The following is a 25,132-nucleotide window of genomic DNA, read 5'->3' on the forward strand; positions in this document are numbered from 1 at the left end:
GGATTGGTCATGCGAAAGGTCCAGGGAACTAAACCGCCCTTAAAAGTGGAATACGCACTGACGGAATTTGGCAAGACCCTTATTCCCGTATTGGATGCCATTGCCAACTGGGGTTGGGAATTAGGGTGCGCTAAAGGTAAATTGGTTGACTTGGAATAGGCGGGAAAAGTCCGATCAAAATTTGTCCCCATATTGTTAAGCTATCATTAAATTTTCAACCTGTCAATTTTGACAGGTATTTCCCTTCAGGGATATTTTATTTAGGTTTACATCTATATAAAAGATCGTATTAAATCTAAGAAAATGAAACCAAAAATAGTTATGCAATCAGTTTATGTCATTGCAGCAATGCTATTCTTCCTTTCTCAAAAAGGCTTCTCACAATTAAAATCAGAAAATATGAACACAAATCACTCTTTAGAAGTTATTCGTTATACAATTCCAAAAAGCCAGCACAAAAATTTTGAACAAGCATATTCCGAAGCCGGGAAACACCTTCAATCGTCAGCCTATTGCCTCGGTTACAACATAGTGCACGGTGATGAAGATCCGGATAATTATATCGTGTTTATTCAGTGGACCTCTGCCGATGAGCACTTGAATGGATTTAGAAAAAGCCCTGAATTTACCCCCTTTCTTAATTTGGTAAGGCCCTTTTACAATAACATTCAAGAAATGAAGCATTACAACCCTACTACCATACAGTGGACAAAAGAATAGTACAATATGAAATGAGCCATAACAGCTAAGTTGATACCAACCAAGATGTTCAATATCACAAGCAATGGAATTATATTTGAAAATGAAGAAATTAGAGTAGATGGAATATATGGCCCTTGGGGAGCAACAACTAAGATTGACGCGACAAATTTTGAAGAGTTATTAATTAATTTAAAGTCACAAAATGTTGATTTTACCTTCAAGAATAAATTTTTAGAAATACTTACAAAAAGGCAAAAAGAACTGAATTGGGTAGATATTGAAGTTGAATATTATGAATTACTTAAAAAATCCTTTAATGACAAAGAGAAAGGAACATTAGATTATACTATTCGTAGCCTTTCCTAAATGCTCTCAACTTGGATGATTACCCTTAGGAGTTTAAAATTACGTTTTTTGCGTGTAGTCAATATTAAAATGTTAATTTGTTTTACACCTGAAATCAATCTATTTTTAATCTTTAATCGGTAGTTTAAAGACTGCCGTTATAGCCAATATAACAAAACGATAAATGAAACAAACCATTTTACTTTTATGTATTTTATTTTTCAGCTGTAAGACAGCAAATAAATCTCACGAATTAAAAAAGGAAAGCTTATCTGAACAAAAAAATAATAAAATAAAAGTTCTAAATTTTGGAACATTCCACTTTGGACATACGCCTGATGCCAACAAAACAGAATTTGATGAGCATAGCGAGGAAGCACAGAAAGAAATTAGAGAAATTTCTAAAATGCTAGCTGAATTTAAGCCAACGATAATATGTATTGAAAACTTACCGAAATTTAATGATGAGATTAATAGAGCCTATCAACAATTTTTGGATAACCCCTCTAAATTAAATACTAATTATGGCGAAAGTAGTATGATTGGGTTTGATGTAGGTAGGTTGAGCAATGTGAAAAAAATATATGGAATAGATAATCATATGGGATATAATTATAGTGTTGGGGATTATATTGAAAGAAGTCCAGAACTTGAAAACTCCATTGATCCAAAAACATATTTACAACTTACAAACGAGCCATTTAAAGATTATCCCGAAATTGCTAAACGTGAAGCGAACTATGAAAAATTGTCATTACTTGAAAAATTAAAATTAAGTAATGAACCCGTGCATCTTGATTATTCAATAAACACCAATGCAGATAAATTACTTTATGTAGGTATAGGTGACGGGTTTGAAGGAGCTGATAATGCAGCTATCTTTTACCATAGAAATATGAAAATATATTCTAATCTAAACAGAATTCCAATGACAAAAAACGACAGGGTATTTATAATTATGGGAACAGCCCATACTGCTTTTTTTGAGGGAGTTCATGAAAAGAAGTCCAAAGTTTGAAATGGTAAATACATTAGGTTACTTAAAATAAATATTGTCTACAATGGGTAGACAGCTCCGCTCCTGATTAAGAATGGAGTGCACCTCTGATACTTTTAGCTTTGGTTTTAGTATAATCTATATCCTCAATGGCCAAATAAAGTTGGAACTTGTGCTGTTCTTTTGACCCACTGTATTTAGTTTCTGTATAGCCTTACCCAATTCTCTTGACAAATGAATATAAAAAAATTAAAAATACAGCCGAATAATGGTCTTGACAGTTTTAAGATTGATATTTTAAAATCCCTTAACTTATATGATCGCAAAAAAAACTGTTTGCTAGATTTTGATTTAAGGCTTGAAAATTATTTTAATAGACATCAAAATTTAAAAGTGGTAATTGATATTGATGAAAAAAAATTATCCAAGAATATTTTTAAAAAGAAGTTTTGGAATCTAAGTGAATACAAACGGGAAATCCCAAAGGGGTACCCCTTTGGATCTTCGAATATGGAAACACAAGCACACTATGATCCAATTGTTTGTAATGAGAAATATTATAAAGATGTCGAAAGAATTAAATCCGAAACTAAAGAAGAATTAAACTTTCTGATTATAAATTTTGAAAAATTAAATATGACAGATCATTTGGAAATTAAAATACATGAATAACTATCACCAATAATGTTGTAGCCTAACCCTTTTTGATAAACTGAATTTGAATACCTTGTATACCCAATATAAAACAGATCAATGATATGAGCTTTTGGAAGAACATATTTGGATATAAAACCGGGAAAAATAACACGAAAACGGGTTCCCATTTTGATACCTACAGAAATGAACTCCATAAACTCAACTTAAAATCAATTTCAGATTTAGAAGCATTAGTAAAGCCCTTAATCCGGGAAACCACAAAAATTGAAGTTTTACCGGCTTCAAGGCCTCCTGAGAACTCTCAATTGAATTCTCATTTTGGAGGGCAGCCGTATTTTGAAAAAGGTGAACACTGGCCAACTACCAAAGACGGAAAAGCACTAGATTTCATATTTCAAGTATTCAATGCTCCAGATCTAGATTTACCAAAGCATATCGCGCTGATCCAATTCTATTACGACTGGGAGGTATCTCCCTGGGATTCTATAGATGATGGGTGGAAAGTAAAAATATACCCTAAAGTGAATCCGGAACATCTAAAATTCATTGAAAAACCTGAAACGTCATATACATCGAGCTATTGCGGGATTGCTTTTAAACCAACAAGGACGTTACCCGATTGGGAAGGGATTGATCTGCACTGTCCTGATGCCTCAAAATTATCTTGTGTGCTAAACGAAAATGAGCCCTGGGAACCTTATGACCAGGTAGTTACCAAACTCATTGGGGAACAGGATTATCAGAGCCAACTCGGGGGCTATCCCAAATGGGTTCAAGGAGAGGCTACCCCAAAAGATAACGAAGGTAAATCCATGAAACTTTTATTTCAAATAGATTCAGAGGACCATGCCGGATTGATGTGGGGAGATACCGGATTGATTTATGTTTTTTATGATCCAAAATCGGAACGCATCGAATTTACCCTGCAATGTTATTAATCAAAAAAACGCTACACAACGCCGGACCCTGGTGTGTAAAATTGTAATACAAATGAAATTCAGAACTGTCCTATTAGCACTAATTTCCGGTTTGATTTTTTCCTGCAAAAATGCAAACAACCCAACAAATCCTGTTCCTACCGATCAAGTTAATGATTCAACCCAGATCAAACTGTTCTTGAATGAAAAACCCAAAAGTTTCAAAGCAAAAACCATAAAGGGAAACGAGTTCAATTCTAAAAATAACGCCGGTAACTATTGGGTGATCTTTATTTATGACAAGGGATATTTAAAACCTAGCGAAAGTTATGATATGGCTTCGGAACTGAACTATACCTATAAAAAATTCAAGGGTAAAATTTCCTTTATCGGGATTATTGAAGGGTTGATTGAAAGTGAAAACGAACTGGATGCTTTACTCCATCAAAGTGACATTCAATTCAATCAAATTGACAACACAAGGTCCTGGTCTTTTGAAAAGGAAGAACAATTGAATTATAACATGTACTGTAGCCCGGCAAAAATAATCATAGATCCGGAAGGAAAAGTTATTTTCAGTATGTGCGGTGGACATACTGAAACCATAAATTACAAATTGGACAGTATCGTTCAAAAACTATGAATCTACGCCCCTGAATTTATTATATCCTGAATTCGGTCCACAGGGGATAGCGGTCTGAAATCATGCAGGACAAACTCCATTTTTACGGGAAACCATACTAAAACAAAAAAACAGGAGTTACATTAATATGATGATCACCAGGGTACAGAAATTAATTGTAAGGCAGATGGCCAAGGGGTATACCCAGCCGGAAGTATCGGCCTATTTAAAACGGCGGGGGATCACCCCCAATAGCCTAAGCACCATTGAAAAGGAACTTTTAAAGTTAAAAAAGGAGTTCAAGGCACAATCCATGGTGCACTTGTTTGTTATTTTGATCCGTAAGGGGCATTTAAAGGTATAACATGGGTTAAGCATCGGGAATTTCGGGCTCGACCAGTTTCTTTAGTTTTTCCAGTGATTCCTGCCAGCCCAGGTAGCACATCTCTAGGGGAATAGCATCAGGGATGCCCTCCTGTACGATATGTAGATCCGTTCCGCAGGAAATTTTTGCAAACCGGATCGTGGTTGTCATTTCCCCCGGCAGGTTCGCATCATCAAACCGATCGGTATGCCTGATCATTTCATTGGGTTTTATGTCGAGGAACTTACCTCCGAAGGAATGGCCGTTACCGGTGGAGAAATTGGTAAAGGACATTTTATAGGCACCTCCTGTTTTAAAATCCAGTTGGTGCACTTTTGCGGTAAAGCCATAGGGCGGCAGCCAGGCGGCATAGGCCTCTGCGGTTGAAAAGGCTTTAAATACTTTCTCAGGGGTAGCAGTCAGTACCCGGTGTAAGGTTACGGTGTTGTTTGCCATGATCTTTATTTTTTAGTTCAACTTGTTTTATACTTCAAAGTTAGGCCAGGTAAATGGGAATTAAAAGTCGTGATTACGACGGATCAAAGGGGTGATCACGCCATAGCGGACTTTGCGGCATTCTTTTTGGCCTGCAACAGCAAAAGAAACCAAATCTCTTTAAAAACCTGTCTATCTTTATAAAGGTATACATTTATCCTTAAGGCAATCCACGTACTAGGTTAATTTATATTACCCCCTCCTGACAATAAAAAAAGTTCATAAAAAAAAGGAAGAGGCCGGTTTCCCGGCCTCTTCCATAACTCCAATTACCCTAAGCTATCCTTTTAGGGCTTTAGCCTGTTTTTGGAGTACCTCGATGCGCTCCTTCACCCTTTTTTCCCGTTTGTCCCCGGCTTCGGCATACCGGGCTTCAATGGCTTCAATTTCCTTCTTATAGTATGCCTTCATGGCCGCATAGAAACTGATGTTGGTCCAGTCATTGGTATGGTTGCTTTCCCCGAAGTGCACCTGCCTGGTGAGCAGGTACCGGATGAGCTTGTTGAGGGTGGCCTCCTTAAAATCCTCTTTAAACCGGGCTACAATCTCTTCCCGGGTTCCTTCGATGACATTTCCGTAAAAATCCCTGAACTGGTCGGTCTGCCCATAATACCCGATATTGTTTTCGTACAGGGAGATCGCAAAGGCGGCCATTTCTCCCGTGGACAAGGGTTTATCCATATTGATGTATTCCGTATCACGGATCATGTATGCCACTTCCTCGAATAACCTGTTATTTTCAATCTGTTTTTTCCGGAATTCGCGTCCTTCGATCTTAACGATCTGTTCTTCGGGGGTACATTCCGCCATCTTGCGCTTATCCAGCGGAAGTGCCTGTGCTGTTTCTACCCGTTCGGGTATTTCCCTTAACTTTACCAGGATCGCTTCGGACTTATAGGAATCCGTATGGAGCAGGATACCTTTTGAGAAGCCATCACCGGTAGCGTTATCGTATTCCTTCCGCGCTTCGGCATAGGTTTCCAGGGCATGGTCCAGCCCCTCCTGTAGTTCCTCATCGCTGTAGTCGATATGCTGGTTTCGTTCCCTGATAATTTCCAGGGTGGGTTTCACCGGTTCTTTGAGGATGTCAAGCTCATCGGTAAGGTGCACGGCCAGTCCGTGTTCTTCCATCCGGGCCATGATGTATTGATTGCCTTCTTCTTCCGCCCAATAGCTGCTGATCTTGGGCACCAGCATCAATTTATCCTTTTTGGCCTTCCTGATCAGGTTCAGCAAGGTCTGCACCTTTTTGTTCTCAAAACAGGCAGTCCGGGTACAGATCATTTTACCTTCACCGAACAGGTTGCCCTGGTTGGCGGCGTTAAAGGGACACAGGGTACAGGCACCGGCTTTCGGAAGTAGTTTTTTATCCGAGAGATCAAAAGGGGCATTTTCGAGGTTAAAGGTTTCGTTCTCTATCAGCCTTTTGAGCTTGTTGGCATGAAATTCCCCGTTCAGGCTTTCCAGCATCATCTGTTGTTCTTCGGGGTCGAAGAGCGCCACAGCTATCCCGAGGGAAAGGGTCATCTCCCCGCTTCGTACATAGTGTTTGAACCCTTCGATCAGCCCAGCCAGTTTGAGGCGTTGCCTGACGAAGTTTTCAGTGCGGCCCAAACGTTTTGCTATCTCTGCCGGGCTATACCTGTAGACCAGGTAGGCCATGGCTTCAGCTTCTTCGGTGGGTTCCACATCCCGGCGTTGCAGGTTTTCGATGATCTGTACTTCCAGGACTTGATCATCGTCATAGTCCCTGACGATGGCGGGAATGGTTTTTTGCCCGGCCAGTTTACCAGCCCGGTACCGGCGTTCTCCCATCACAATGATGTAACCGGTCTTAGCTTTCCGGACCGTGATGGGTTGCAGGACCCCATGCTCGGCAATGCTTTGGGCCAGTAATTGGAGGCTCTCCTGGTCGAAGGTCTTTCGGGGTTGTTTCGGATCAGGCTTTATAACGGCCAGATCCAGCTCCCGGACCTGAAGGCTGGTTCCGTTCTTGTCGGCAACGGTCTTAACATTCTCTCTGGCGGGTTTCTTCCTGCCGGTTGTTTTCTGTGCTCTTTTTTGTTTTGTTTGTGTTTCCATGATTCCTGGATTTTAGTTAAACAATATTTGAGCACTTACCAAGCGGAAGACAAACTTTTGGAGTGGCCAGGAAACGGAATAAAAAGTGAGCCCTGAACGGCTTTATGCCGTCCCTGGTCCGACAAATAGTTTGCGAGCTTACCTTTCGGAAATATTGTAGGAACGTATACTTAAATTAATACAAGGGCTTTCGGAGCTACTACAAAAGTGGGCAGCCTTGATCTATTTCATTACAAAACAAAAAAGCCATCCCGGGGCGGGATGGCTTGCGTATGGGGTTATTTTTTAGAGGCTTCCACGGACGCCTTACGAAACTCTTTAAGGAGTTTTTCCAGGTTCAAGGATGCTTTCCTGGCCCGGGTCCCGGCAGCTTTGTTACCGCTTTCTACTTGTGCTGTTGCATCTGTGTTAAAGGTTTCGATTTCCGTTCGGATCTTGTTTAATAGGTCTTTCATTATTTTCTATTTTGAGATAATAACGTTTACTAACCAAATCTTATTGCCGACCGGTGTTTATTTAAACCACCTCTTTTTTTTTGCTTTCAATGTTGTATCAAAATATGATGGGTCACATCCATCTGGTCATATTGTACATTCATTAAGTACCTGCCACTGGGTAAATCCGAAACATTAAATCTAAACACCCTTTTTTCAGGACTATAATTTAATGTCCGTAATGGGTTTCCGGTATGGTCATATGAGGTAATGTTACCTTGGGCATTGGAGGTGTTGTAATTTTCAATAATGATTGGTTTTGGATTTAGGTGTTTGTTAGAATCTGATAGTACACTTTTCCGCACACACAGATATCACGCTTCCTATGAAAGGATCGTGGAGAGCACAATAAATATTTAACTGTTTTATTTTCGGGCTATGTCCGAAATTATTATTCTATCCGAAGCGGAACAATCCGAATCAGCCTGTTTTAATTCCCAATTGAGTTCTACTTCCATCGGCATATTATCTGCGGAAAGGTCTAAATTATTATCAGGAAGTTCATCTGGGTCAAATCGATAGGTTTCTTCTCCTATCTCAATAAAATAGCCTCCGCACTGGCAGACACAGTCCCTGAGATCCGCCCCGGTTATTTTACCCTCGGACTCAAATGTAGTGTTCCCGTCATCATCATCATCCGAACATGAAATTTGAAACCCAACCAATAGGGCAAGTATAATATATGGCAACCATCTATGCCTAATTAATTCTTTAACCATAACCACTAATTTGCAATAAAGAAATCATTATCATGAAAGCAACCAGCTATTTTTAATCAGCACATCAAAACACTAATTATAAGCGGATTACCTTTTAAAGGTACACAAAAAAATGAAATCCATAATGACTTATATCCCCTAAGATGAATAACTATAAGAAACTCTTTAACGTCCTTTCCGGATTACCAGGTGCGCCGTAGCCGGATTATGCAGTAAACGGTCGATTTCCGTTTCGATAATATCCTGGATATCCTCTTTAATCTCCCGGTAATTGCGTTGTATCATTTCAGAATCCAGTTGCCGTACCGGGGCTATAGGCTTATAGCCCTCCTCTTCCCTTTTGAGGGCTTCATGGTCGTTGATGATCTCTCCGTGGAAGGCTTTCAGGTCAATTTTATCGACAGGGTTATCGGCCACCATCCCCACAAACTTCCCGGAACTCAGGGAAGCGATAGTGGATGCCGGAACGGCCAGTTCCAGTTGTTTGTTCTTGCTTACCGAGGTATCCCCCGAATTGATCGAAATGCTCTGCCGGTCCTGCATGATCTTCCCAAAACGTTCACTTATGCTTCTGGCAGTATCTCCGGTAACCTGGCCACTGATCATATTCCCGATAATATTGATCAGTACATCGGCCTGTTCCCTGCCGTAATCTTTACGGAGCTGGCTGAAATCCTGTACTCCCAGGCAGGTCGCTACCTTATTGCTTCTCGCTGTTGCGATCAGGCTATCCATATTGTTCAGGTAAATGGTCGGGAACTCATCAAAAATAAGGGAGGATTTAAGTTTTCCTTTCTGGTTGACCTGTTTGACCAAACGGGTAATGTACAGGGACAGTACGGCTCCATAGGTCTGTATCTTTTGCGGGTTGTTCCCCATACAGACAATTTTGGGATCGTCCGGGTTATTGACATCCAGGGTAAAGTCGTTCCCGGACATCACATAGTACAGTGAGGGTGACGACAAGCGGGCCATGGCGATCTTAGCCGCGGCGATCTGTCCTTCGAGCTGTTCCATCACATCATTGATATAGGCATTGACAAAAGGGTTTATCAGTACTTCTATCTCCGGTTCCATCCGGAGCAGGGTAAAGAGGTCTTCATAGTCTACCTGCATCAGTTCGATCACATGGGGCAGGGTACAGAACTCGCCGTCCTGGTATTTGCGCAGATACCAGATAATGGCCGTAAGAAAATTGATGGGCGATTCCACAAAAAAGTCCCCTTGTTTTTTGATCCATTCCCGGTTGAGCCCCATCAGGATAGTGCGTGCCGATTCCGCCGCATCGGTAATGTCGATCATCGTAGAGGGTTCCAGCGGGTTGCAGCGGTGCATGATCTTATCAAAATCGATCACATAGAATTTGGGCACTTTTGTGTAACGGTGCTTATATTTTAAAAAGGCATTATACGCTATTATGGAAAGGTCATCGAACTTAAAATCATAGACGAACATGGAAAATCCTTTTTGGATATGCTGGGTAATCACATGCCGAATAACAAAATAGGATTTCCCGGAACCGGGTGTTCCCAGTACCATAAGCCCGCGAAAAGGGTTAATGATGTTGATCCAGCTATCCCGCATCTTATCCTTCAAGCGGTAGCGTGCCGGAAGGTTTACCGAATACTCGTTTTCGAGCAGGCGTTCTTCCTGTGGGAAGGTTTCATTTTCGCGGTTAAAGATATCCTGGTTGGATAATTTGGTTTTTATGATCCGCGAGAGCAGGGTCCCCCCGGAGAGTACCAGCAAAAACCCTGTACAGGTCAGGGCCATATACACCAGGGCCACTGTGGTCGCCTCCAGCGCTAAATACAGGGAAAAAGCACTTAAAAAGTAAATACCCAAGCCGGGAAGGATATAGGTAAAGGCTGTTTTATACCGTAGTTTGTCGTCTTTCCGTCCCTTGGCTCCCAGCAGGGAAATGGCCAGCACCCCTAATGCAAAGAGTTTGGAGGTACTGAAACCGGCAAAGAAACCGGTAGCTGCAATATTTGACAACAACCGGTCGCTAAAACTACTGACCAGCCCCCATTGCCGAAAGGCCGTATAACAGTAATAGTAAAAGTGCAGGCATAAAACGGTAACGGCTATCAGCCTGGTCATGTCCACAATCTTTCGTAGCGCCTGTTCATTTTCTCCTGTCTGCATAGCTACTTCTTTTAGGTTATCCTTTCTTCTTTTTCTTTCGTTTGCGGTATTTTTTAAGGTGGTATGGCAGGTAGTCGGAAACCTGTTCCGGTTGTACCAGGGTCTCTAAAAGGGATTCGGAAGATTTAGCAGTAATGGTTTGCTCGGTGTCCTGAATGACATCTTTGGTTTCGGCCACAGCAGGTGCTGACTGTGGCGGTAACCCCAATCCCGGCCTCGGAGCGGAATGACGAAGGAAATTCGGCTCCGGGGCCATCCCTTCCCCTAGCCTGTTTTGTATGGCTTTGGCTCCGTAGGCCTTGCCCAGTTCACTACCGTTAAACACGGTTTGTGTGCGATGGTCAATATAAGTCAGCCCATATAACCGTCCTTCCGCATTTTTTCGGATCACGGTATGGATGCCCTGTCCTTCCAGGTTTTTTACCAGGGCTTCCAAGGTGGTGCCCTTTTGCCGTTGCAGTACTTTGGTTATGGTGTTTTTAAGCCGGAGTTTATGCCTGTCCTTCTGTTTTTTCGCTTTGGAAAATCGTTTTTCCAGGTTTTTTAAGGTGGGCTTTTGATAAAACAGGCTGGCTTTAATAGGGGTGCCAACAGGGGTTCCATCGAGGTTCAATACCCGGAACTGCAATCCGCCATAGCGGTACATCCGGGAAGTTTCCTGTCCCCGGTCGGCACGCACGTTGTAGAGCTCCAGGATCGCATTAAGCTGAGGGAGGCTGGAATACCGGTAACGGTCCAACACATTGACCAAAACATTTTGAATGGCTTTTTTGGTCGCCAATTTCCCGTATTGCACCTTTCGGGCGTCTACGGCGTCTAAGGTATATTCCTGTTTTTTTTGCTGCCCGGCCACTACCAGCCCAAAGGCCATTTCGATAGCTTTGCGTGCGGGTTCGGACTTGCGTATGCCCAAATGGTGCAGGTCTATACGATTGCCGTCCGCTTCAATATTGGTGGTTACAATATGCAGGTGGGGGTGCCCGCTATCGTGGTGCTGGTAGACCAGATAGGGCTGTTTCCCAAAGCCAATCTTATCCATATAGGCAGTCGCAATACGCTTTAATTTTTCTTCCGACAGGCGTTCGGAAGGATCAAAATTCAGGGATATATGAACACTGTTCCGCTTCACATTAGGGTTTAACCCGGTACGTTTCAGCAGACGGTTGAGCTTCATATTAAGGCTCATCTTATCGGCATTTACGGGGTAGTTCCCCTGCCCTATGCATACGGCCACACCTTCTTTCACCTTATTCTCGTTGTAGTTAAAGCTGCGGTGTATGGAGCGCCCTGTATTGATCACTGCAACCATGATTCCGCGGCTTTTTGCAGGTGGTTCTCTATAGCTGCTATGGCTTCCAGCAGTGTTATTTTATCCGTCTGGTAGGCAGACAACCACGGTTTAAAATCCTCGATGCGTTTTAGGGCATGGAGTTTTTTCACCACCTGGTTGTAGTTGGTCCCGATACGGTTAAGTTCGCTGCGGAGCAGGCTAAACTCTTCTATAAAATCATCAAGGGAGGTATTGCGGTAGGTGGTTACCACGGGCCGCTCCAAGAGGCAATGCCTCAGGTAATGGCTTAGTTTCCGACAGGTAGTTTTCTGAAATTCCCGTTGTAATTTTTGGTATTCCCCCGGGGTTAAGCGGACATGGACCACCCGGGTACGGCTTGTTTTTTCCTTTTTCATCATCTTTTTCATTTTCGTGTATCCCAGGCTTAAAAACCTAAACAGCAACAGGGCGTCCGAGTTCCGAGGCCCAAGCCCAAAACCCGGTTGTGATACAACCGTTCATCTTGCCGTTTGCAAAAAGACCGGCAAACTCCACTAAAAATTCAAAAAGGAGATATTTAGATATGGAAGCGATCCATACCGGCGAAGGATACTACAAAGATAAAAAAGCTATCCCTCCTGTTTCTACCCTGCATACATATTGAACAGGCTCACAGTACCTATAATGCAACATTCTGTTAAAAAAAATAGCGCAAATTACATTTGTAACAGCACTTTTTCAAAAAACCCGAATTCTGGATAGTCAATCCCGGATTTTGGTTATGCTTTTTTAAATACAACCCTATAATTTAGCTCTTGTAATTACAGACAACCGACCCTCTTCAAGGAACCACCGGTTCCCGATGCCTTGTTTTATACCCGCACTTTACCATTAAAAGATACCCCATGAAATGGCTGAACAAATACCGTACCTCGGTCTTATATACGATTGCCCTATTGCTTTCCATGTTGTTTATGTACACGGGCCTTACCAAAATCTGGGAAGGTGACCTCTTTTACCATAATATCATCGATTCGCCCATATTCGGAGGGGAGACCAACGCGCTTGTGGCTTCCTGGGCATTCCCTTTCCTGGAGATCCTGACCGCAATGGCGCTGCTTTGGCCCAAAACCAGACGACTGGGCCTATTCATGGCCCTGGGCCTTTTTTTGGCCATTACCACTTATTTGACGGCCAATATATATTTCAGTGAATCCATACCCTGTACCTGTCGCACATTTTTCTCCATGTTGGATTGGCATGGACATTTATACCTGACCCTCGGGTGCCTGGTGATCACTGTTCTGGGCATAATATCGTACCCGACAAAAACCAAGAGAACTTCTACATATAAAACCCGTTTTGTTGCGCAGCAAAGCCAGGAATAAGCTGAAAACCTGTAATAGAGTAGGCACTTAATTATTAACTTAAAACAATTTGATATGAAAACTAAATTTTTATTGCCTGTACTGGCACTGATATTTGCCACAGGTATGTCGTTTGCGACCGCGAATCTGAATGCCGATCCGAATTTTGATTATATTCAAAGGAACGGTTGGGAAATGATTCCTGAAGTTACCACATGTACCCCCGATGCTCAACCTTGTTTAGGAGAATCACAATCGGATGGATTAATTTATCAGGTGTTTGATTCACCAAATGAATTAGATCCAAAAAGTGGAAATGGAGAAGTGGAGGCTGAATTACCTTGAAAATTCACTTCTTATAGGAGGTGCCCTAATCGAGGCACCTCCTTATCATCTTATCACTTACCCATTATGAATTCATAACGGTGGTTCTTGTTCAGATATTTTTTTGCCGTCTCCATTACATCTTCAATATCTAGTGATCTAAGGTAATTTTCCACTTCTGTTTTGTCTAACCACGTAGCATCATACTTATAATATTCATATAATCTCTCGTCAATTCTTGAATTATTAAAGAAGCCAGTGGAATATTTACCATCGATTTCTTTAAAGACCCGTTCAACCTCATTCTTATTAATTGTGCCATTCTTTATTTCTTCCAACAATTGGTGAATCGTCTCCTGCAACAATCGGAATTTTTTGTCTTTTTCCTTTTCAGTTCCCATGGCATTGAAATCTATCCTTAAACTAATTTCGTACCTGGCACACTCAAAATTATATCCCCCTGAAGCCGCAGGAGTGTACACTGAAAGATCATGATTTCGCAATACAGTAAGAAGACGATTTCTGATCATTGTAATTAAGGCATCCACTTTTATTCTCTCTTTCCAGCCAAAATTTGCAGTGACAATATATTTTTCTGCATATACCATACCTTCGTTCCCCTCGGCATAATCCGGTACAGGAATCCTATATAATATTGGTCCATTGTCCAGTTTTATCCTCTTTTGATAATCTGATTTACTTTCTTTTTTAGATGCTCTGTCTGGTAAATTGCCCAAATATTGCTGGACCATATTTATAACGACATCCTTATCATAGTCTCCGGTTATTGTAAAGGTAAAATCCCTGGTCCTACCGAAGAGATCTTTGTAGTGCTCGTAGCTTTTGTCTATAGTAACCTCGGGTAGTCCATCCACCATCGCTGTCGTATTGTTATAATTAATGTTATAATCCCCGGTCAATGATTTCATTGCGTTGGCCATATCATTGCGAGGCATATGCCATTTTACATAATTCTCAATGCTACTTTTCTTCCAATCAGAAAATGCATCAGGATCCTTCCGAGGTTCACGGATATATAAATATATTAGCTGAAACATTGCTTCCATATTTTCGGCCATAGCCTCACCATTTATACCCGTTTCAGCTACATCGATGTATGGACGTACTTTTACCTTGTTTTTTATTGATGATAAATACCGGTTGATCTCAAACTTGTTCTTGTCACTAATTCCTGCGTTAAGTACAATGTCTGCGGCGTGTATTGCTGAAAAATAATCTCTTCCTTCAAAACATTGGGCCCCATGTGGATTGAAACCGTGTATTTTGACTTTTCTAGAGTCTTCATTTAGTGGCAGTAGGACAACCTTAATTCCATTATCCAGAACCAATTCATGAGCACCGGTATCCTGGTTTATTCCTTTATCAGTAAAATTTCGTTTGGTCAACGACAATACTTTATTTTCCTGCATGATATTTTCAGGTATTTCCGGTGGTCGATATGCTTGTACCGGAGCATTCCAGGCATTTTTTATCCAGGAACGTATATCGTTTTCATTCAAGGATAAAACGCTGTTGCCCTCGTAGGCTGCAATACCTATGTCATCGGGCATAGCAGGGATCAAGGCTTTTATTTCCTCGTTTACCTGAGCTAAGGACAACCCTTGGAACCAGTCTTTTAAATATGTACTCTTATCTTCTGGCAGTGCTTCGCCATAAATAAAATGAGAGCTCATTTCTTTAATCCAAGAGGACCCACTTTTACTTTTGCCATTATCCATTTGCTGAAGCTCTTCTTTCTTCAGCATCTTCCATTCCTCTTCCAACAATCCGTATTGATAGAGCTGACGTAAAAGCCTGGTGGCATTTTCAGTTCCTTTTTTTGCACTATTGTTCTTGTTATCTATAAAAATAGTGAACATATTTCGTGCTTGGAATATGCCAAAAGCCTTGTTATAAGTCAGATACTTGTTGAATGTACTGAAATCCATATTATATTGTTCTTCTTCAAGGCGGGTACGAATCAGAAGGGCTTCGGATAAGATGTTCCAGAGCAATTCTCGTTTCAACCCTACTTCGGTATGGAGCTTAGCCTTGGTATAGGGATCCCTATACCCTAAATGAAGTATTACTTGTTGCTTGTCAATGTTATCCTGATTCTCCGGGGTGCAAGCTACCTTTGCAAACTGAGGTTCTTGATTAAAGTATATCGAATCCGTATTCTTCCATCTCCTTGGATTTCTTGGCGTGGGGATTTTTGAGAATCTTTTTTTCACCATAGCTTCCAAACCATCCACATCCTTTATATTACCCACTATCATTAGTGCACCCAGGTCCGGACGGTACCAGTCGTTATAGTAACGTCTTAAAATGTCTGGCTCAAAAGTTCTGTAATATTCCAAGTGATAATTCAAATCATTTTGCCAGTTTCTTGCCCCGGGATCTATTTTTGATTGCAGTTCAATTCTTGATATCTCCCTAAGGTCGGCGCCGTTGGAGTTCTTTCCAATTCGTTCCTGTATCAAGACTCCTCTTTCCGCATCAATCTCTTTGGTGGTAAGTTTAAGGCCTCCACCAACAATGTCTTTGAACCATAATATCCCTTTTTTAAGGGCATATAGATTCTTTTCAGAAATTTCAAAAACATATTGTGTATAATATTTTGAGGTAAAAGCAGTAATATCGCGAAACTCCATTTCTAGACTGTCCAATTGGTTTGGAGCCTTAATTCCCAATGGGAAATTCTCACTGGACTTGAAAGCCATATGTTCCATAAAATGGGCTATGTCAATCTGATCCATGTCCTGTATACTTGAGCCTCCTTTTAGAATCAAGCTCATGTTTATCTTATCGGACGGGGAGGAAGTAGGTTTAATATAATAGGTAAAACCATTAGGAAGTTTCCCATAACGGATGCTTTGATCTAGTGGTACGGTGTCATTATTTGGTTGTTTTTGGCATTGCATTGAAAATGCTGTACCTATCAATATTAGAATAAAATAAATATGATTGAATTTCATGAGTTGTTTGAATTTTTGAAACATTAAGTCATGGAAAAACTTCCCCAATCCAGAAAATGTTGGGGAAATTGATTGAATAATTTAATTAAAGGGCTTTCTCTTATTCCTAAGTTGTGTCAGTTAGTAGCCGTTGTTTTGCCCGAGATTGGTATTTTTCATGCGTTCCTGTTCCGGAATCGGATAGAGCACATCTGTATCTTGCCATAACGGATTGCCAGTTCCCAATATTTCAGAAGCCTTTTCAGTTCGTTTCAGGTCAAACCATCGGTGTCCCCATTCGGTAAACAATTCCTTTTTGCGTTCACCAAAGATTTCTTCAATCAAACTAGCCTGATCGATTTCCGGATTCGTCTCCGACAACAAATCCAAACCAGCTCTTTCTTTGATTTTATCTATATCTGAGATTCCACCTGATAGATTACCTTGTCGGGCACGTGCTTCTGCCCGGATCAGATACTGTTCGGCCAACCGGAGCACCATGGAGTATTCGGTGATATTGTTAAAACTTTGGCCATCTTTATATTTAAAGGGATAGTAGGCTTCTCTATCCTGGCTATATCCAATCCAGTAATTTTTCCTTTTGTCGATGTCTTCAAAAGAATTTGCATACTCATTAGTTAGAGCTAGTCTCGGAACTGGAGAAACAAATAGCCAACCATCATACGTATTAGTAAAAATATTGCCCCTTCCCGCTGGGGAAATTTGCCAGATGGACTCTCTACTATTCATCAGAAATACCTGGTCCAATTGCATTAATAGTTCATAATGTGCTGATTGATTAATCACATTTGAACTATGTATCTCCGCTAAAGACCATTCCTGCTGGAATAAATATACCCTTGCCAAAAGTGCCTCTGCCACAAATCGGTTTACATTCGTACGTTCGCTATCAAAATATTCATCGGTTAACAAACCAACAGCCTTTTCAAGATCGGATACTATCTGGGTATAAACCTCTTCAATAGCTGTCCTGCTCATCTGCGCATTGATCCTGTAATCTGTACTTAAAATTAAAGGGACTTCCCCATACAGATTGACCAATTGGAAATAGGTAAAGGCCCGAATAAACTTGGCTTCTCCTTCCAGTTGATCCCCGACCTCTTCTGATATTTGTTCCGATGCCAATACCCCTTCCAATAAAGAATTGCACATATAGATAACATTATAAGCACTGCTCCATAGAGAGAGGTTGGCCGTATTATTGGGCTGAATTTCATTTTCCTGATATTCCAGAGAAACCTGGTCTGAAGCTTCATTCAAAGTAAAAATTTCTTTGGCACTTAAGCCCGCTAAAGCGGTTACACTATTGTTTCCTCCGCAAAATGTAGCCGTTCGGAACAGTTCGTTATAGATGCCCTGCATGGCGCTTCGTGCTGTTTCATCATTGCCAAAAACACTTGTCACAGTCAGTTTATCGACTGGAGCATCCACTTCCACAAAGTCTTCACATGAGATAATTAGGAGCGTTATGAGGCTTAGTACAATTGTTGTTTTATGAATACTTTTTTTCATTATTAAATTTTTAGAAATTAAGTTGAAGCCCTGCGGTAATGGTGCGCAAGTTGCCAAAGCTCATTCCACTTAAAGCAAACTCCGGGTCTAGTCCTTCATAACCGGTAAGAGTAAATAGGTTTTGTCCATTGACAAATATTTTACATCCATTAATACCTATAGTTCGCAGGGTGCTTGGTGGCAAAGAGTAGCTTAGAGAGAGGGTTTTTAGTCGTATAAATGAGGCATCTGTATAAGCCAGGTCTGTGTTCTGAGCGTTCAAATATGCCTGAAAGGAACTTGAGGATTGAGAAATATTCTGAAAAGGACTTTCCTCTTCCAAGGCAGAAACCACAGCTGCCCTTTTAGCACCATATCGACCAGCATCAAATAAGGATAATTTACCCTCTTGCTTGACAAACTGCAAAAGAAATTGAAGAGAAAAATTTTTATAGGTTAAGGTATTGTTGATTCCTCCGAATAGTTGTCTGGTCTGGTCCTTGATAAGTACTCGATCTTGGTAATCATATCTACCATCATCATTGATGTCCGTAAAAGTATATAAACCAGATTCTGGGTCAACGCCTTCGTATTGATATAATAGGTTAATATTCAAGGGATGGCCCACCCGATATGTATTGGCATAGGATGAATCCTCCAATCCAGGGTAGCTTACCAATTTATTACTAGGAAGGCTCACATTGAAAGTGGTTTGCCAACTAAAATGTTTTCTCCGTAAATTGAATGAAGAAAACTCCACTTCCCATCCGGTATTCTGTACCGTAGCCGGAAGATTTGCTTGAACGGTATTAAATCCGGTTAACCCTGGCAAGGGATAACCTACCAATTGGTCAGATGAACGATTACGGTACCAACTTACCCCAATGTTAACCATATCTTTTAAAAAACCTAATTGAATCCCTGTTTCCAGTTTTTTATTCACTTCCCAGGAGTAATCCGGATTGGCCAAGCTAGTCGGGAATAGTCCACCAGGAGCCACTGTGGCCTCATAGGCATTCAAGTAACCATAATCCCCAATCTGGTCATTCCCAGTGGTACCATAACTACCGCGCAATTTTCCAAAACTTAAAAATTCCAGATGTTTTCGTACCCATTTTTCCTCGGAGAAAATCCAGGCTGCCCCGATGGCCCCAAAATTGGCCCATCGTTTTCCCGGGCCAAAACGGGAGGAACCATCCCTTCTTCCTGTAAGGTTCAGATAATACTTCTGGTTCCAGTTAAGCCCCAAACGCCCAAAAACAGCATGATACCGATAATCAGTAGTTTGATTGATTCCCTGGGTCAATGTCTCTGCCGCAGCCAAATTACCAATAATTGATTCCGAAACGTATCCGGATCCTGTAACCTGCATTTGGTTATTTTGGCTTTGTTGAAATGTGGTACCAACCAAAACATCGAAGTGAACACTTCCAATATTAGGGCTATATACCAATTGGGGTTCAATGATCCAAGAATCCCGCTTTCCTTCTAAATGCGTTGATCTGTGATCTCTGGTTTGCCAGGTTGCGGGATTGTAAGATCTTTTGGGAATTTTTACGATTTCTGTACTCTGGAAGCTAGTATAGCCAATGCTTGTCTTAAACGTTAGGTCGTTTATGATTCTATAATTGAAGTTTATATTAGATATGAGATTATTGGATTTTGTTTTGCTGGTATTGAAATATCCCTGAATAGGGTTATTTAAACTAGCTTCTGTCCATTCCTCCCAATGTAGGCTTCCATCTTCGTTAAATATTGGGGGTGCATTTGGGGAAAGGCCAGAAATTAGGTTGCCAGATACTCCCATCAAAAAATTAATGTCCACACCATAATTTAATCTTAACCCCAGAGAAAATTTTTGATCCTTGGAACTATGATCAAGGGAAAGACCAACCGTGGCTTTCTGATATTTGGAATCTCCGGGATAGACAGTGCCCTGTTCCTGATATCCACCGTTCATTTGGAACTGGGTATTAGCATTACCACCGGAAACTGATAGATTGGCGTTGGTCACCCAGGCATTGCCACCCCAAAATACGTCCTGCCAATCCGTTTCACGGTTTTGGTCCCATAAGAGTAAATCATATGCATTTCTTGTTGTTGGTTCTACGCCATCATTTTCAAATGCCCTATTGCGGATTTGTAAGTATTGCTTTGTATTGAGCAGATCCAGTCGGTTGGGAACCGTGGATACGCCACTGTAAATTCGTGCCTGAAATGCTGTTTTGCCCTCAAACCCTTTCTTAGTCGTAATCAAAATCACGCCATTTGCTCCCCTGGAACCATAAATAGCGGTGGCATCAGCATCCTTTAACACTTCGATGCTTTCAATATTAGAAAGGTTAAGGGTACTTAAAGGATCAATACCTTTTAATGTCAAATTACTATTGTTACTTTCTACGGGAGTGGCATTGATGGGCATGCCATCAATGATGTATAAAGGGTAGTTTCCCTCATCGCGTAAGCTGTTCTGCCCACGGATCCGGATCGTAGGTGCAGTTCCGGGCAAGTCACCGCCAGGAGTGACTTCCATTCCTGCTACACGTCCCTGAAGTGCCTGAAGTGGGCTGACCAAGGGTTGTAACTCGACCTCCTTTGATGTCACCTTGGATATATTCCCCGTGCGGACTTTTTCGGTAGTGGTGTAATACCCGGCATTCAATACCACCTCTCCCAAATCGGTCACCGCTTCTTTAAGGGTTATTGCAATCTCAGTACGTCCCCGTACGGAAACCTCTTTTGTTTCGTAACTCACATTGGTAACAACAAGCACATCGGTCGGGGTACATGCCAGTTCGAACACTCCATCCTCGTTGGTGTAGACACCGGTTTTTGAATTTTTAATGAGAACATTTACAAATGGAACGGGGACACCCTGGGTATCTATAACTTTACCCCGAACGCGATGTTGCTGTGCATTATGGTTTATCTTTTCTTTAGGTTGGGGTGAAGATGCTCTTTTGGTAAGGACAATATGTTTGTCCATGATCTTATAAGTGATGTCGGTATCCTTAAATACCATATCCAACACCTGTGAGATCTTTTCTTTTTTTACACGAACATCGAGCTTGCGGGTATTATCGAGTTCTTTATGACTGAATAGAAACTTAAAATCGGTCTTTGCCTCTATAGCCGCTATAATTTGCGGTACGGTTACCGATTTTAGTTGTAGTGTGATCTTTTCGTTTTGGGCATACCCCGGCTCTGCATTGATCTGAAATAGGGCGATAAAAAAGAGAGCCAGTGTGAGTTTCATTTTAAGATCAAAATTTAAAATAAGAGCATGCCAATGCCATACAGCATTAATGTATTTTTTCATACTTTTGAATTGATTTTAGTTAATTCGGTTTGACTTTAATCTAATCTTGGAAGGGTGTTACCGCACCCTTCTTTTTTCTTCGATCTGTTATTTCTCCATAAGCCGTTGGTGTTAAAGGTTTAAGTTAGTTATTAGGTGGTTTATTTATGGTTATGATATTGCCGTTTCTTTTATAGGTAAAAGGGGTATGTGCCTGGAACAATTTTAAAACCTTGTCTAAAGATTCATCGTTGGTAAAGGTGGCGGTAAAAGGTATTTCGTTCAATTCGTAATACCTGTTATCTATGCTTACATTATAGTGCCGTTCCAGTTCTTTCAGTACCAACTCAAAACGGTCTTTCATAAAAAACAGTTCGCCAGTGGTCCAGGCGGTGTATTTATGCACATTGACCTGTTCTACATCTATTTTCCCATTTTCAAATACGGCCCGTTGTCCGGGTTCTATTTTTACTACAAACCCTCTTTCCGTACTGTTGGGCTGGTAAACCCCTATACTACCCTCCAACAATACGGAGAAGGTATTTTTTTCGTTTTTATAGCTCGATACGTTAAAGGTTGTTCCGTATACCTCCGTATTCATATGGTCGGTTACTACCGTAAAGGTGCGGGTGGTATCTTTAGCTACCTGAAAGTAGGCTTCGCCATCGAGGAATACGTTTCTTGGACTTCCCTTTAAAAAGTTGACCGGGTACCGCAGTTTGGAACCTGAATTCAACATCACTTTGGAACCATCGGCCAACACTAACTCAAAGGTTTTTCCGTAAGGCACGGTTAGCTGATTATAAACCAATTCGCCATCTTCAGCAGTTGCGTTGTCCTGCCTATAAATTAAAGTTGTTTTTTCCTGTTTTACCACCTGCTTACCATTTACAGTGGTCACCATTCCGGACCCTTGTTCACTAAGTGTTTTAATGGTTCCATCTTGTAATTCCAAGGTTACACGCGGCTCCGTATTTAATTTCGCCTTTTTGTTAAATACCCCCGTTACGTATACCCCGTAAGACGACCCTATGATAACAACGATCATAGCTGCCGCACGCAACCATGGAAAAATTCGTTTTGGTGCTTCCTGTTTCTTATCGTCCTCTTCAAAAGGAAATAGATTTTCAGTATCCGGTTCTCTTCCTAAATCCTTTTGCCTTTCATAAGCAGCCCTGTCCTTATCTATCTTATCCCATATATCTTGTATATCTTGAATGGTAAATTTAGATTTTCGCTTATGCAGCGATTGCACCATACTAACAGCTTCCAATACTACTTCTTCCTTTTCGGGATGGCTCATTAACCACTTGGCCCAAAATGCATCGGTTTCTTTGTCTGAATGTAACACCCATTTCTGAAAGTGTTCATCGAGTACAAAGTCGTTTACATCGTATTTCTTGTATTTCATCTGTTACTATTTATCCTTTTCACCGGATTGCTCATGGGCAATTCTTAACCTATAATGAATTAACCTCCATTGAGAGCCTGTTTCACTTATATAAAGAGAAGTACTTAAAATTTACTTGGTGTAGTTTTGTTAATTTTTTGTTAAAACCTTAATTACATAAAGAATTCCAAAAGCCTGTCTTTAGATAAGAAATAGGTAAGCCAAAGTAAAGTTCCCCCGATCAGGATAAGGTCATCTACGTGTTTTCGGAGTTGGTTAATGGCCTGAAACATCAGGTTGTATACCGATTTGATATTCATGCCCATGATCTCCCCTATCTCATTATAGGACAAACCGCTGTAGTATTTAAGGTGAATGATTTCCTGTTGCTTTTCACTGAGCTTTGGCAGGGCCTTTTGTACGGCCAACTCTTTTTCGTTACGAAATTCAGCTTCTTCCTGAGTATCATCCGTTTCATGGTCTTTACCGGTTACTACCATAGTATCGGACAGGTTGATATTGCGACGTTGCTTTTTTGCCCTGGCAAACAGGTACCGCTTAAACGATTTTATAAGGTATGGATAAATTGGGCTTACTACGCTTAGCCGTTCTTTGGCTTTCCAGAGTTCCAGGTAAAAGTTATGTAGTGCATCCTCTACAAAACTTTTGTTGTGATATTGACATATTCCATACTCAAACAAAAGCTCTACATACCGAATATACAAGGTTTCGTAGGCTTGCTCATCCCCAGCTTGAAAGGCCAACCATAACTCTTTATCCGAGTTATATTTATCTGTATACTGCCTGTCCGAAGGAGAATTTTTACTCCCTTCCGAATCAGGATTATTCAGATGTAAGAACTTTTTAGTCAAACCTTTAAGTTTAGGGGATCTTTGTAAAATAGTGGTTATAAAAGTATTAAAATTATGACAAAAATCACAATTTGTGAATAAATAAACGTAACTATGACGTTTATAATTTACTGTTATACAAAGAATAAACCCTACAGCCTGCGGCACAATAATCCGCATATTCATACTATTTTCGGAGGCTCCACCGGTGCAAGGTTTGGTTTAAAAAATGTAGCTTTTTGATGAATTTTAAAAAGTCTTTTCCCTCTTATTTAAAAAAAGGGGAATTTTCCCTTTAGGCTACTTTACTTTTTTGTTCACTCGTTTCTGCAATAAGCCATAACCCCCTGTTTTACCATGTCTGTGCCGCTATAAACCAATAACCTCAATAATGACTTTACAGAGAAATTCTTCAAAACCCACCGTTCTATAGGGATTCGCTATACCATACATTATTACCTTAAACATATTTAACGTATTTTTAAATAGTATAACTACATGTTAAGTGAGAAACACTTCATGTTAAAAATATACAAGGCCCCAGCCACCCATTGAATACTAGCTTTTACTTATCCATTCCTTCTTTGAACTCATAAACTCAAAGTAAAGGGATGTTTAAGGCTATTTAAACCTGCTATAATGTGCCGTATAGAAAAAGAGCAATTCGACAATATATGTCGGGTTCTCCAGGAAATTTCCTTGGGGAACCTGGGTTATAGGTTGCGACATTCTAATGTACATGACTATTACGACATCCTGGTTACGCATATTAACCTCATTGGAGAAATACGTAAAAGTAATCACCTGGAATTTGCTCCACAGCACAAAAGAGTTAGTGCCAGGGAGGTATTGGAGTTTTATCTTACCCCAAACTATCGTATAAAAAAGGTTAATGATGCTACGGCTAAGATCCTGGAAAAAGATGCTGCTAAATTAATTGGCTTTCCATTTGACCAACTTCTTAATAAAGAAAGCCGGAAAAACTGGAAGCATTTAAAACGGGATTATCGCCATTACCAACCTTTTAGCTTTGGCACTCAGCTCTATTTTAAAATTAATAAATGGCTCCGTTTTACATGTTTTTGGTATGTAACACAATTACCGGATAAGACCATCCATATTTCTACCCTTGAAAACAAACCTGAGCCCCGTACTACCAAGGGCTATAACCTCCCTCTTTCCATAAATAGCGTTGTTTACCCTGAAGATAAACACCTAGGTACGGAAGAAAAACTCATTAACGATATTGCCACATTTATAGAAGAACACATGGATGAGCCCTTGATAAGTTCCAAGGCACTGACAAGATTTTTTGGCATTAGCGAGAAAAAGTTAATACATGGTTTTAAGCGTGTATATGGCAAAACACCTTATACCTATGCATTGGCTAAAAGATTACAAAGAGCTAGACAATTACTTCAAACCACCAATAAAAGTGTGGAAGAAGTAGCCCATAGTATCGGATATTTTGGCAAATCGGGTTTTTATACTGCTTTCAAAAAACAATTTGGAATAACTCCCGGGCAGGTAAAAAAGCAAAATTAAGAAAACCGAATTTCCCTAAAATTCCGAAAAAAAGTCGGTTTTGCGGTTATTTCGGAATAAAAGTATCCAAAATCCG

The 25,132-nt window shown here is 40.7% G+C and carries 24 protein-coding genes; 11 read left to right on the forward strand and 13 right to left on the reverse strand.

From position 1 onward, the window contains the following. Positions 1-9 precede the first annotated feature (9 nt). The 8 genes from KN811_RS05665 to KN811_RS05700 all read left to right on the forward strand — a co-directional run bounded on the left by KN811_RS05665 (position 10) and on the right by KN811_RS05700 (position 4,604). Positions 10-159, forward strand: a complete 150-nt coding sequence (locus KN811_RS05665) for a winged helix-turn-helix transcriptional regulator (RefSeq protein ID WP_425596706.1) — start codon at positions 10-12, stop codon at positions 157-159. Between the two features lie 144 nt (positions 160-303). Beyond that, the gene (locus KN811_RS05670) at positions 304-720 is read left to right on the forward strand and encodes an antibiotic biosynthesis monooxygenase family protein (RefSeq protein ID WP_187964545.1); all 417 of its coding nucleotides are present in this window, start codon (positions 304-306) and stop codon (positions 718-720) included. Between the two features lie 45 nt (positions 721-765). Further along, the gene (locus tag KN811_RS05675) at positions 766-1,068 is read left to right on the forward strand and encodes a hypothetical protein (RefSeq protein WP_187964544.1); all 303 of its coding nucleotides are present in this window, start codon (positions 766-768) and stop codon (positions 1,066-1,068) included. Between the two features lie 163 nt (positions 1,069-1,231). After that, on the forward strand, positions 1,232-2,065 hold the full coding sequence (locus KN811_RS05680; RefSeq protein ID WP_247716409.1) for a DUF5694 domain-containing protein: 834 nt from the start codon (positions 1,232-1,234) through the stop codon (positions 2,063-2,065). 213 nt (positions 2,066-2,278) lie between these two features. Beyond that, positions 2,279-2,716 (forward strand): hypothetical protein, encoded by a 438-nt coding sequence (locus KN811_RS05685; RefSeq protein ID WP_187964543.1) that lies wholly within the window; start codon positions 2,279-2,281, stop codon positions 2,714-2,716. Between the two features lie 86 nt (positions 2,717-2,802). Beyond that, complete coding sequence (locus tag KN811_RS05690) at positions 2,803-3,639, forward strand: DUF1963 domain-containing protein (RefSeq protein ID WP_187964542.1); 837 nt, start codon at positions 2,803-2,805, stop codon at positions 3,637-3,639. 52 nt (positions 3,640-3,691) lie between these two features. Next, positions 3,692-4,261: a redoxin domain-containing protein gene (locus KN811_RS05695; protein ID WP_187964541.1), complete on the forward strand. Its 570-nt coding sequence runs from the start codon at positions 3,692-3,694 to the stop codon at positions 4,259-4,261. A 127-nt stretch (positions 4,262-4,388) separates the two neighbouring features. Beyond that, positions 4,389-4,604, forward strand: coding sequence for a hypothetical protein (locus KN811_RS05700; RefSeq protein ID WP_187964540.1), 216 nt, complete (start codon positions 4,389-4,391; stop codon positions 4,602-4,604). A 6-nt stretch (positions 4,605-4,610) separates the two neighbouring features. Here KN811_RS05700 and KN811_RS05705 read toward each other — a convergent pair whose 3' ends face one another. The 8 genes from KN811_RS05705 to KN811_RS05735 form a co-directional block, all read right to left on the reverse strand. Next, positions 4,611-5,060, reverse strand: coding sequence for an SRPBCC family protein (locus KN811_RS05705; protein WP_187964539.1), 450 nt, complete (start codon positions 5,058-5,060; stop codon positions 4,611-4,613). Positions 5,061-5,378: 318 nt separating this feature from the next. Then, positions 5,379-7,181, reverse strand: coding sequence for a ParB/RepB/Spo0J family partition protein (locus KN811_RS05710; RefSeq protein ID WP_187964538.1), 1,803 nt, complete (start codon positions 7,179-7,181; stop codon positions 5,379-5,381). A gap of 278 nt (positions 7,182-7,459) precedes the next feature. After that, positions 7,460-7,636 carry a histone H1 gene (locus KN811_RS05715; protein WP_187964537.1) on the reverse strand — a complete coding sequence of 59 codons (177 nt, stop codon included), beginning with the start codon at positions 7,634-7,636 and terminating at the stop codon, positions 7,460-7,462. A gap of 86 nt (positions 7,637-7,722) precedes the next feature. Next, positions 7,723-7,980 carry a T9SS type A sorting domain-containing protein gene (locus KN811_RS22170; RefSeq protein ID WP_486669412.1) on the reverse strand — a complete coding sequence of 86 codons (258 nt, stop codon included), beginning with the start codon at positions 7,978-7,980 and terminating at the stop codon, positions 7,723-7,725. A gap of 60 nt (positions 7,981-8,040) precedes the next feature. Then, positions 8,041-8,394 (reverse strand): hypothetical protein, encoded by a 354-nt coding sequence (locus KN811_RS05720; RefSeq protein WP_187964536.1) that lies wholly within the window; start codon positions 8,392-8,394, stop codon positions 8,041-8,043. 165 nt (positions 8,395-8,559) lie between these two features. Beyond that, on the reverse strand, positions 8,560-10,542 hold the full coding sequence (gene mobC, locus KN811_RS05725) for a conjugal transfer protein MobC (RefSeq protein ID WP_187964535.1): 1,983 nt from the start codon (positions 10,540-10,542) through the stop codon (positions 8,560-8,562). A gap of 16 nt (positions 10,543-10,558) precedes the next feature. Beyond that, entirely contained in the window at positions 10,559-11,851 is a 1,293-nt protein-coding gene (locus tag KN811_RS05730) for a relaxase/mobilization nuclease domain-containing protein (RefSeq protein ID WP_187964534.1), read from the reverse strand. Further along, positions 11,839-12,231, reverse strand: a complete 393-nt coding sequence (locus tag KN811_RS05735) for a plasmid mobilization protein (RefSeq protein ID WP_247716410.1) — start codon at positions 12,229-12,231, stop codon at positions 11,839-11,841. The genes KN811_RS05730 and KN811_RS05735 overlap by 13 nt, the downstream gene beginning before the upstream one ends. A 486-nt stretch (positions 12,232-12,717) precedes the next feature. On the opposite strand from KN811_RS05735, the gene KN811_RS05740 reads away from it, so the two are divergent. Next, positions 12,718-13,200, forward strand: coding sequence for a MauE/DoxX family redox-associated membrane protein (locus tag KN811_RS05740; RefSeq protein WP_187964533.1), 483 nt, complete (start codon positions 12,718-12,720; stop codon positions 13,198-13,200). Between the two features lie 54 nt (positions 13,201-13,254). Beyond that, positions 13,255-13,524, forward strand: coding sequence for a DUF6520 family protein (locus KN811_RS05745; RefSeq protein ID WP_187964532.1), 270 nt, complete (start codon positions 13,255-13,257; stop codon positions 13,522-13,524). A gap of 53 nt (positions 13,525-13,577) precedes the next feature. On the opposite strand, the gene KN811_RS05750 is transcribed toward KN811_RS05745, so the two are convergent. The 5 genes from KN811_RS05750 to KN811_RS05770 form a co-directional block, all read right to left on the reverse strand. After that, positions 13,578-16,481 carry a M16 family metallopeptidase gene (locus KN811_RS05750; RefSeq protein WP_187964531.1) on the reverse strand — a complete coding sequence of 968 codons (2,904 nt, stop codon included), beginning with the start codon at positions 16,479-16,481 and terminating at the stop codon, positions 13,578-13,580. A 120-nt stretch (positions 16,482-16,601) separates the two neighbouring features. Beyond that, a complete protein-coding gene (locus KN811_RS05755) occupies positions 16,602-17,993 on the reverse strand; it encodes a RagB/SusD family nutrient uptake outer membrane protein (RefSeq protein ID WP_187964530.1) in 1,392 nt (463 codons plus the stop codon). Between the two features lie 10 nt (positions 17,994-18,003). Continuing rightward, positions 18,004-21,291 carry a SusC/RagA family TonB-linked outer membrane protein gene (locus tag KN811_RS05760; protein WP_247716411.1) on the reverse strand — a complete coding sequence of 1,096 codons (3,288 nt, stop codon included), beginning with the start codon at positions 21,289-21,291 and terminating at the stop codon, positions 18,004-18,006. A gap of 124 nt (positions 21,292-21,415) precedes the next feature. Beyond that, positions 21,416-22,681, reverse strand: coding sequence for a FecR family protein (locus KN811_RS05765; protein WP_187964529.1), 1,266 nt, complete (start codon positions 22,679-22,681; stop codon positions 21,416-21,418). A gap of 152 nt (positions 22,682-22,833) precedes the next feature. Next, a complete protein-coding gene (locus KN811_RS05770) occupies positions 22,834-23,424 on the reverse strand; it encodes an RNA polymerase sigma factor (protein ID WP_216334715.1) in 591 nt (196 codons plus the stop codon). Positions 23,425-24,360: 936 nt separating this feature from the next. Here KN811_RS05770 and KN811_RS05775 point away from each other — a divergent pair. Continuing rightward, positions 24,361-25,056, forward strand: coding sequence for a helix-turn-helix domain-containing protein (locus KN811_RS05775; protein WP_216334717.1), 696 nt, complete (start codon positions 24,361-24,363; stop codon positions 25,054-25,056). Positions 25,057-25,132: the final 76 nt, after the last annotated feature.

The organism is Sinomicrobium weinanense (genome assembly GCF_018863395.1).
Taxonomy (GTDB): Bacteria; Bacteroidota; Bacteroidia; order Flavobacteriales; family Flavobacteriaceae; genus Sinomicrobium; species Sinomicrobium weinanense.

Excerpts from the sequence above, each read along its gene's own strand:
- KN811_RS05690 (WP_187964542.1), top strand. The coding sequence starts at position 2,803 with ATGAGCTTTTGGAAGAACATATTTGGATATAAAACCGGGAAAAATAAC.
- KN811_RS05755 (WP_187964530.1), bottom strand. The coding sequence starts at position 17,993 with ATGAAAAAAAGTATTCATAAAACAACAATTGTACTAAGCCTCATAACG.
- KN811_RS05740 (WP_187964533.1), top strand. The coding sequence starts at position 12,718 with ATGAAATGGCTGAACAAATACCGTACCTCGGTCTTATATACGATTGCC.
- KN811_RS05760 (WP_247716411.1), bottom strand. The coding sequence starts at position 21,291 with ATGAAAAAATACATTAATGCTGTATGGCATTGGCATGCTCTTATTTTA.
- KN811_RS05735 (WP_247716410.1), bottom strand. The coding sequence starts at position 12,231 with ATGATGAAAAAGGAAAAAACAAGCCGTACCCGGGTGGTCCATGTCCGC.
- KN811_RS05665 (WP_425596706.1), top strand. The coding sequence starts at position 10 with ATGCGAAAGGTCCAGGGAACTAAACCGCCCTTAAAAGTGGAATACGCA.
- KN811_RS05700 (WP_187964540.1), top strand. The coding sequence starts at position 4,389 with ATGATGATCACCAGGGTACAGAAATTAATTGTAAGGCAGATGGCCAAG.
- KN811_RS05675 (WP_187964544.1), top strand. The coding sequence starts at position 766 with ATGTTCAATATCACAAGCAATGGAATTATATTTGAAAATGAAGAAATT.
- KN811_RS05745 (WP_187964532.1), top strand. The coding sequence starts at position 13,255 with ATGAAAACTAAATTTTTATTGCCTGTACTGGCACTGATATTTGCCACA.
- KN811_RS05705 (WP_187964539.1), bottom strand. The coding sequence starts at position 5,060 with ATGGCAAACAACACCGTAACCTTACACCGGGTACTGACTGCTACCCCT.
- KN811_RS05715 (WP_187964537.1), bottom strand. The coding sequence starts at position 7,636 with ATGAAAGACCTATTAAACAAGATCCGAACGGAAATCGAAACCTTTAAC.
- KN811_RS05730 (WP_187964534.1), bottom strand. The coding sequence starts at position 11,851 with ATGGTTGCAGTGATCAATACAGGGCGCTCCATACACCGCAGCTTTAAC.
- KN811_RS05765 (WP_187964529.1), bottom strand. The coding sequence starts at position 22,681 with ATGAAATACAAGAAATACGATGTAAACGACTTTGTACTCGATGAACAC.
- KN811_RS05750 (WP_187964531.1), bottom strand. The coding sequence starts at position 16,481 with ATGAAATTCAATCATATTTATTTTATTCTAATATTGATAGGTACAGCA.
- KN811_RS05695 (WP_187964541.1), top strand. The coding sequence starts at position 3,692 with ATGAAATTCAGAACTGTCCTATTAGCACTAATTTCCGGTTTGATTTTT.
- KN811_RS05710 (WP_187964538.1), bottom strand. The coding sequence starts at position 7,181 with ATGGAAACACAAACAAAACAAAAAAGAGCACAGAAAACAACCGGCAGG.
- mobC (WP_187964535.1), bottom strand. The coding sequence starts at position 10,542 with ATGCAGACAGGAGAAAATGAACAGGCGCTACGAAAGATTGTGGACATG.
- KN811_RS05685 (WP_187964543.1), top strand. The coding sequence starts at position 2,279 with ATGAATATAAAAAAATTAAAAATACAGCCGAATAATGGTCTTGACAGT.
- KN811_RS05720 (WP_187964536.1), bottom strand. The coding sequence starts at position 8,394 with ATGGTTAAAGAATTAATTAGGCATAGATGGTTGCCATATATTATACTT.
- KN811_RS05680 (WP_247716409.1), top strand. The coding sequence starts at position 1,232 with ATGAAACAAACCATTTTACTTTTATGTATTTTATTTTTCAGCTGTAAG.
- KN811_RS05670 (WP_187964545.1), top strand. The coding sequence starts at position 304 with ATGAAACCAAAAATAGTTATGCAATCAGTTTATGTCATTGCAGCAATG.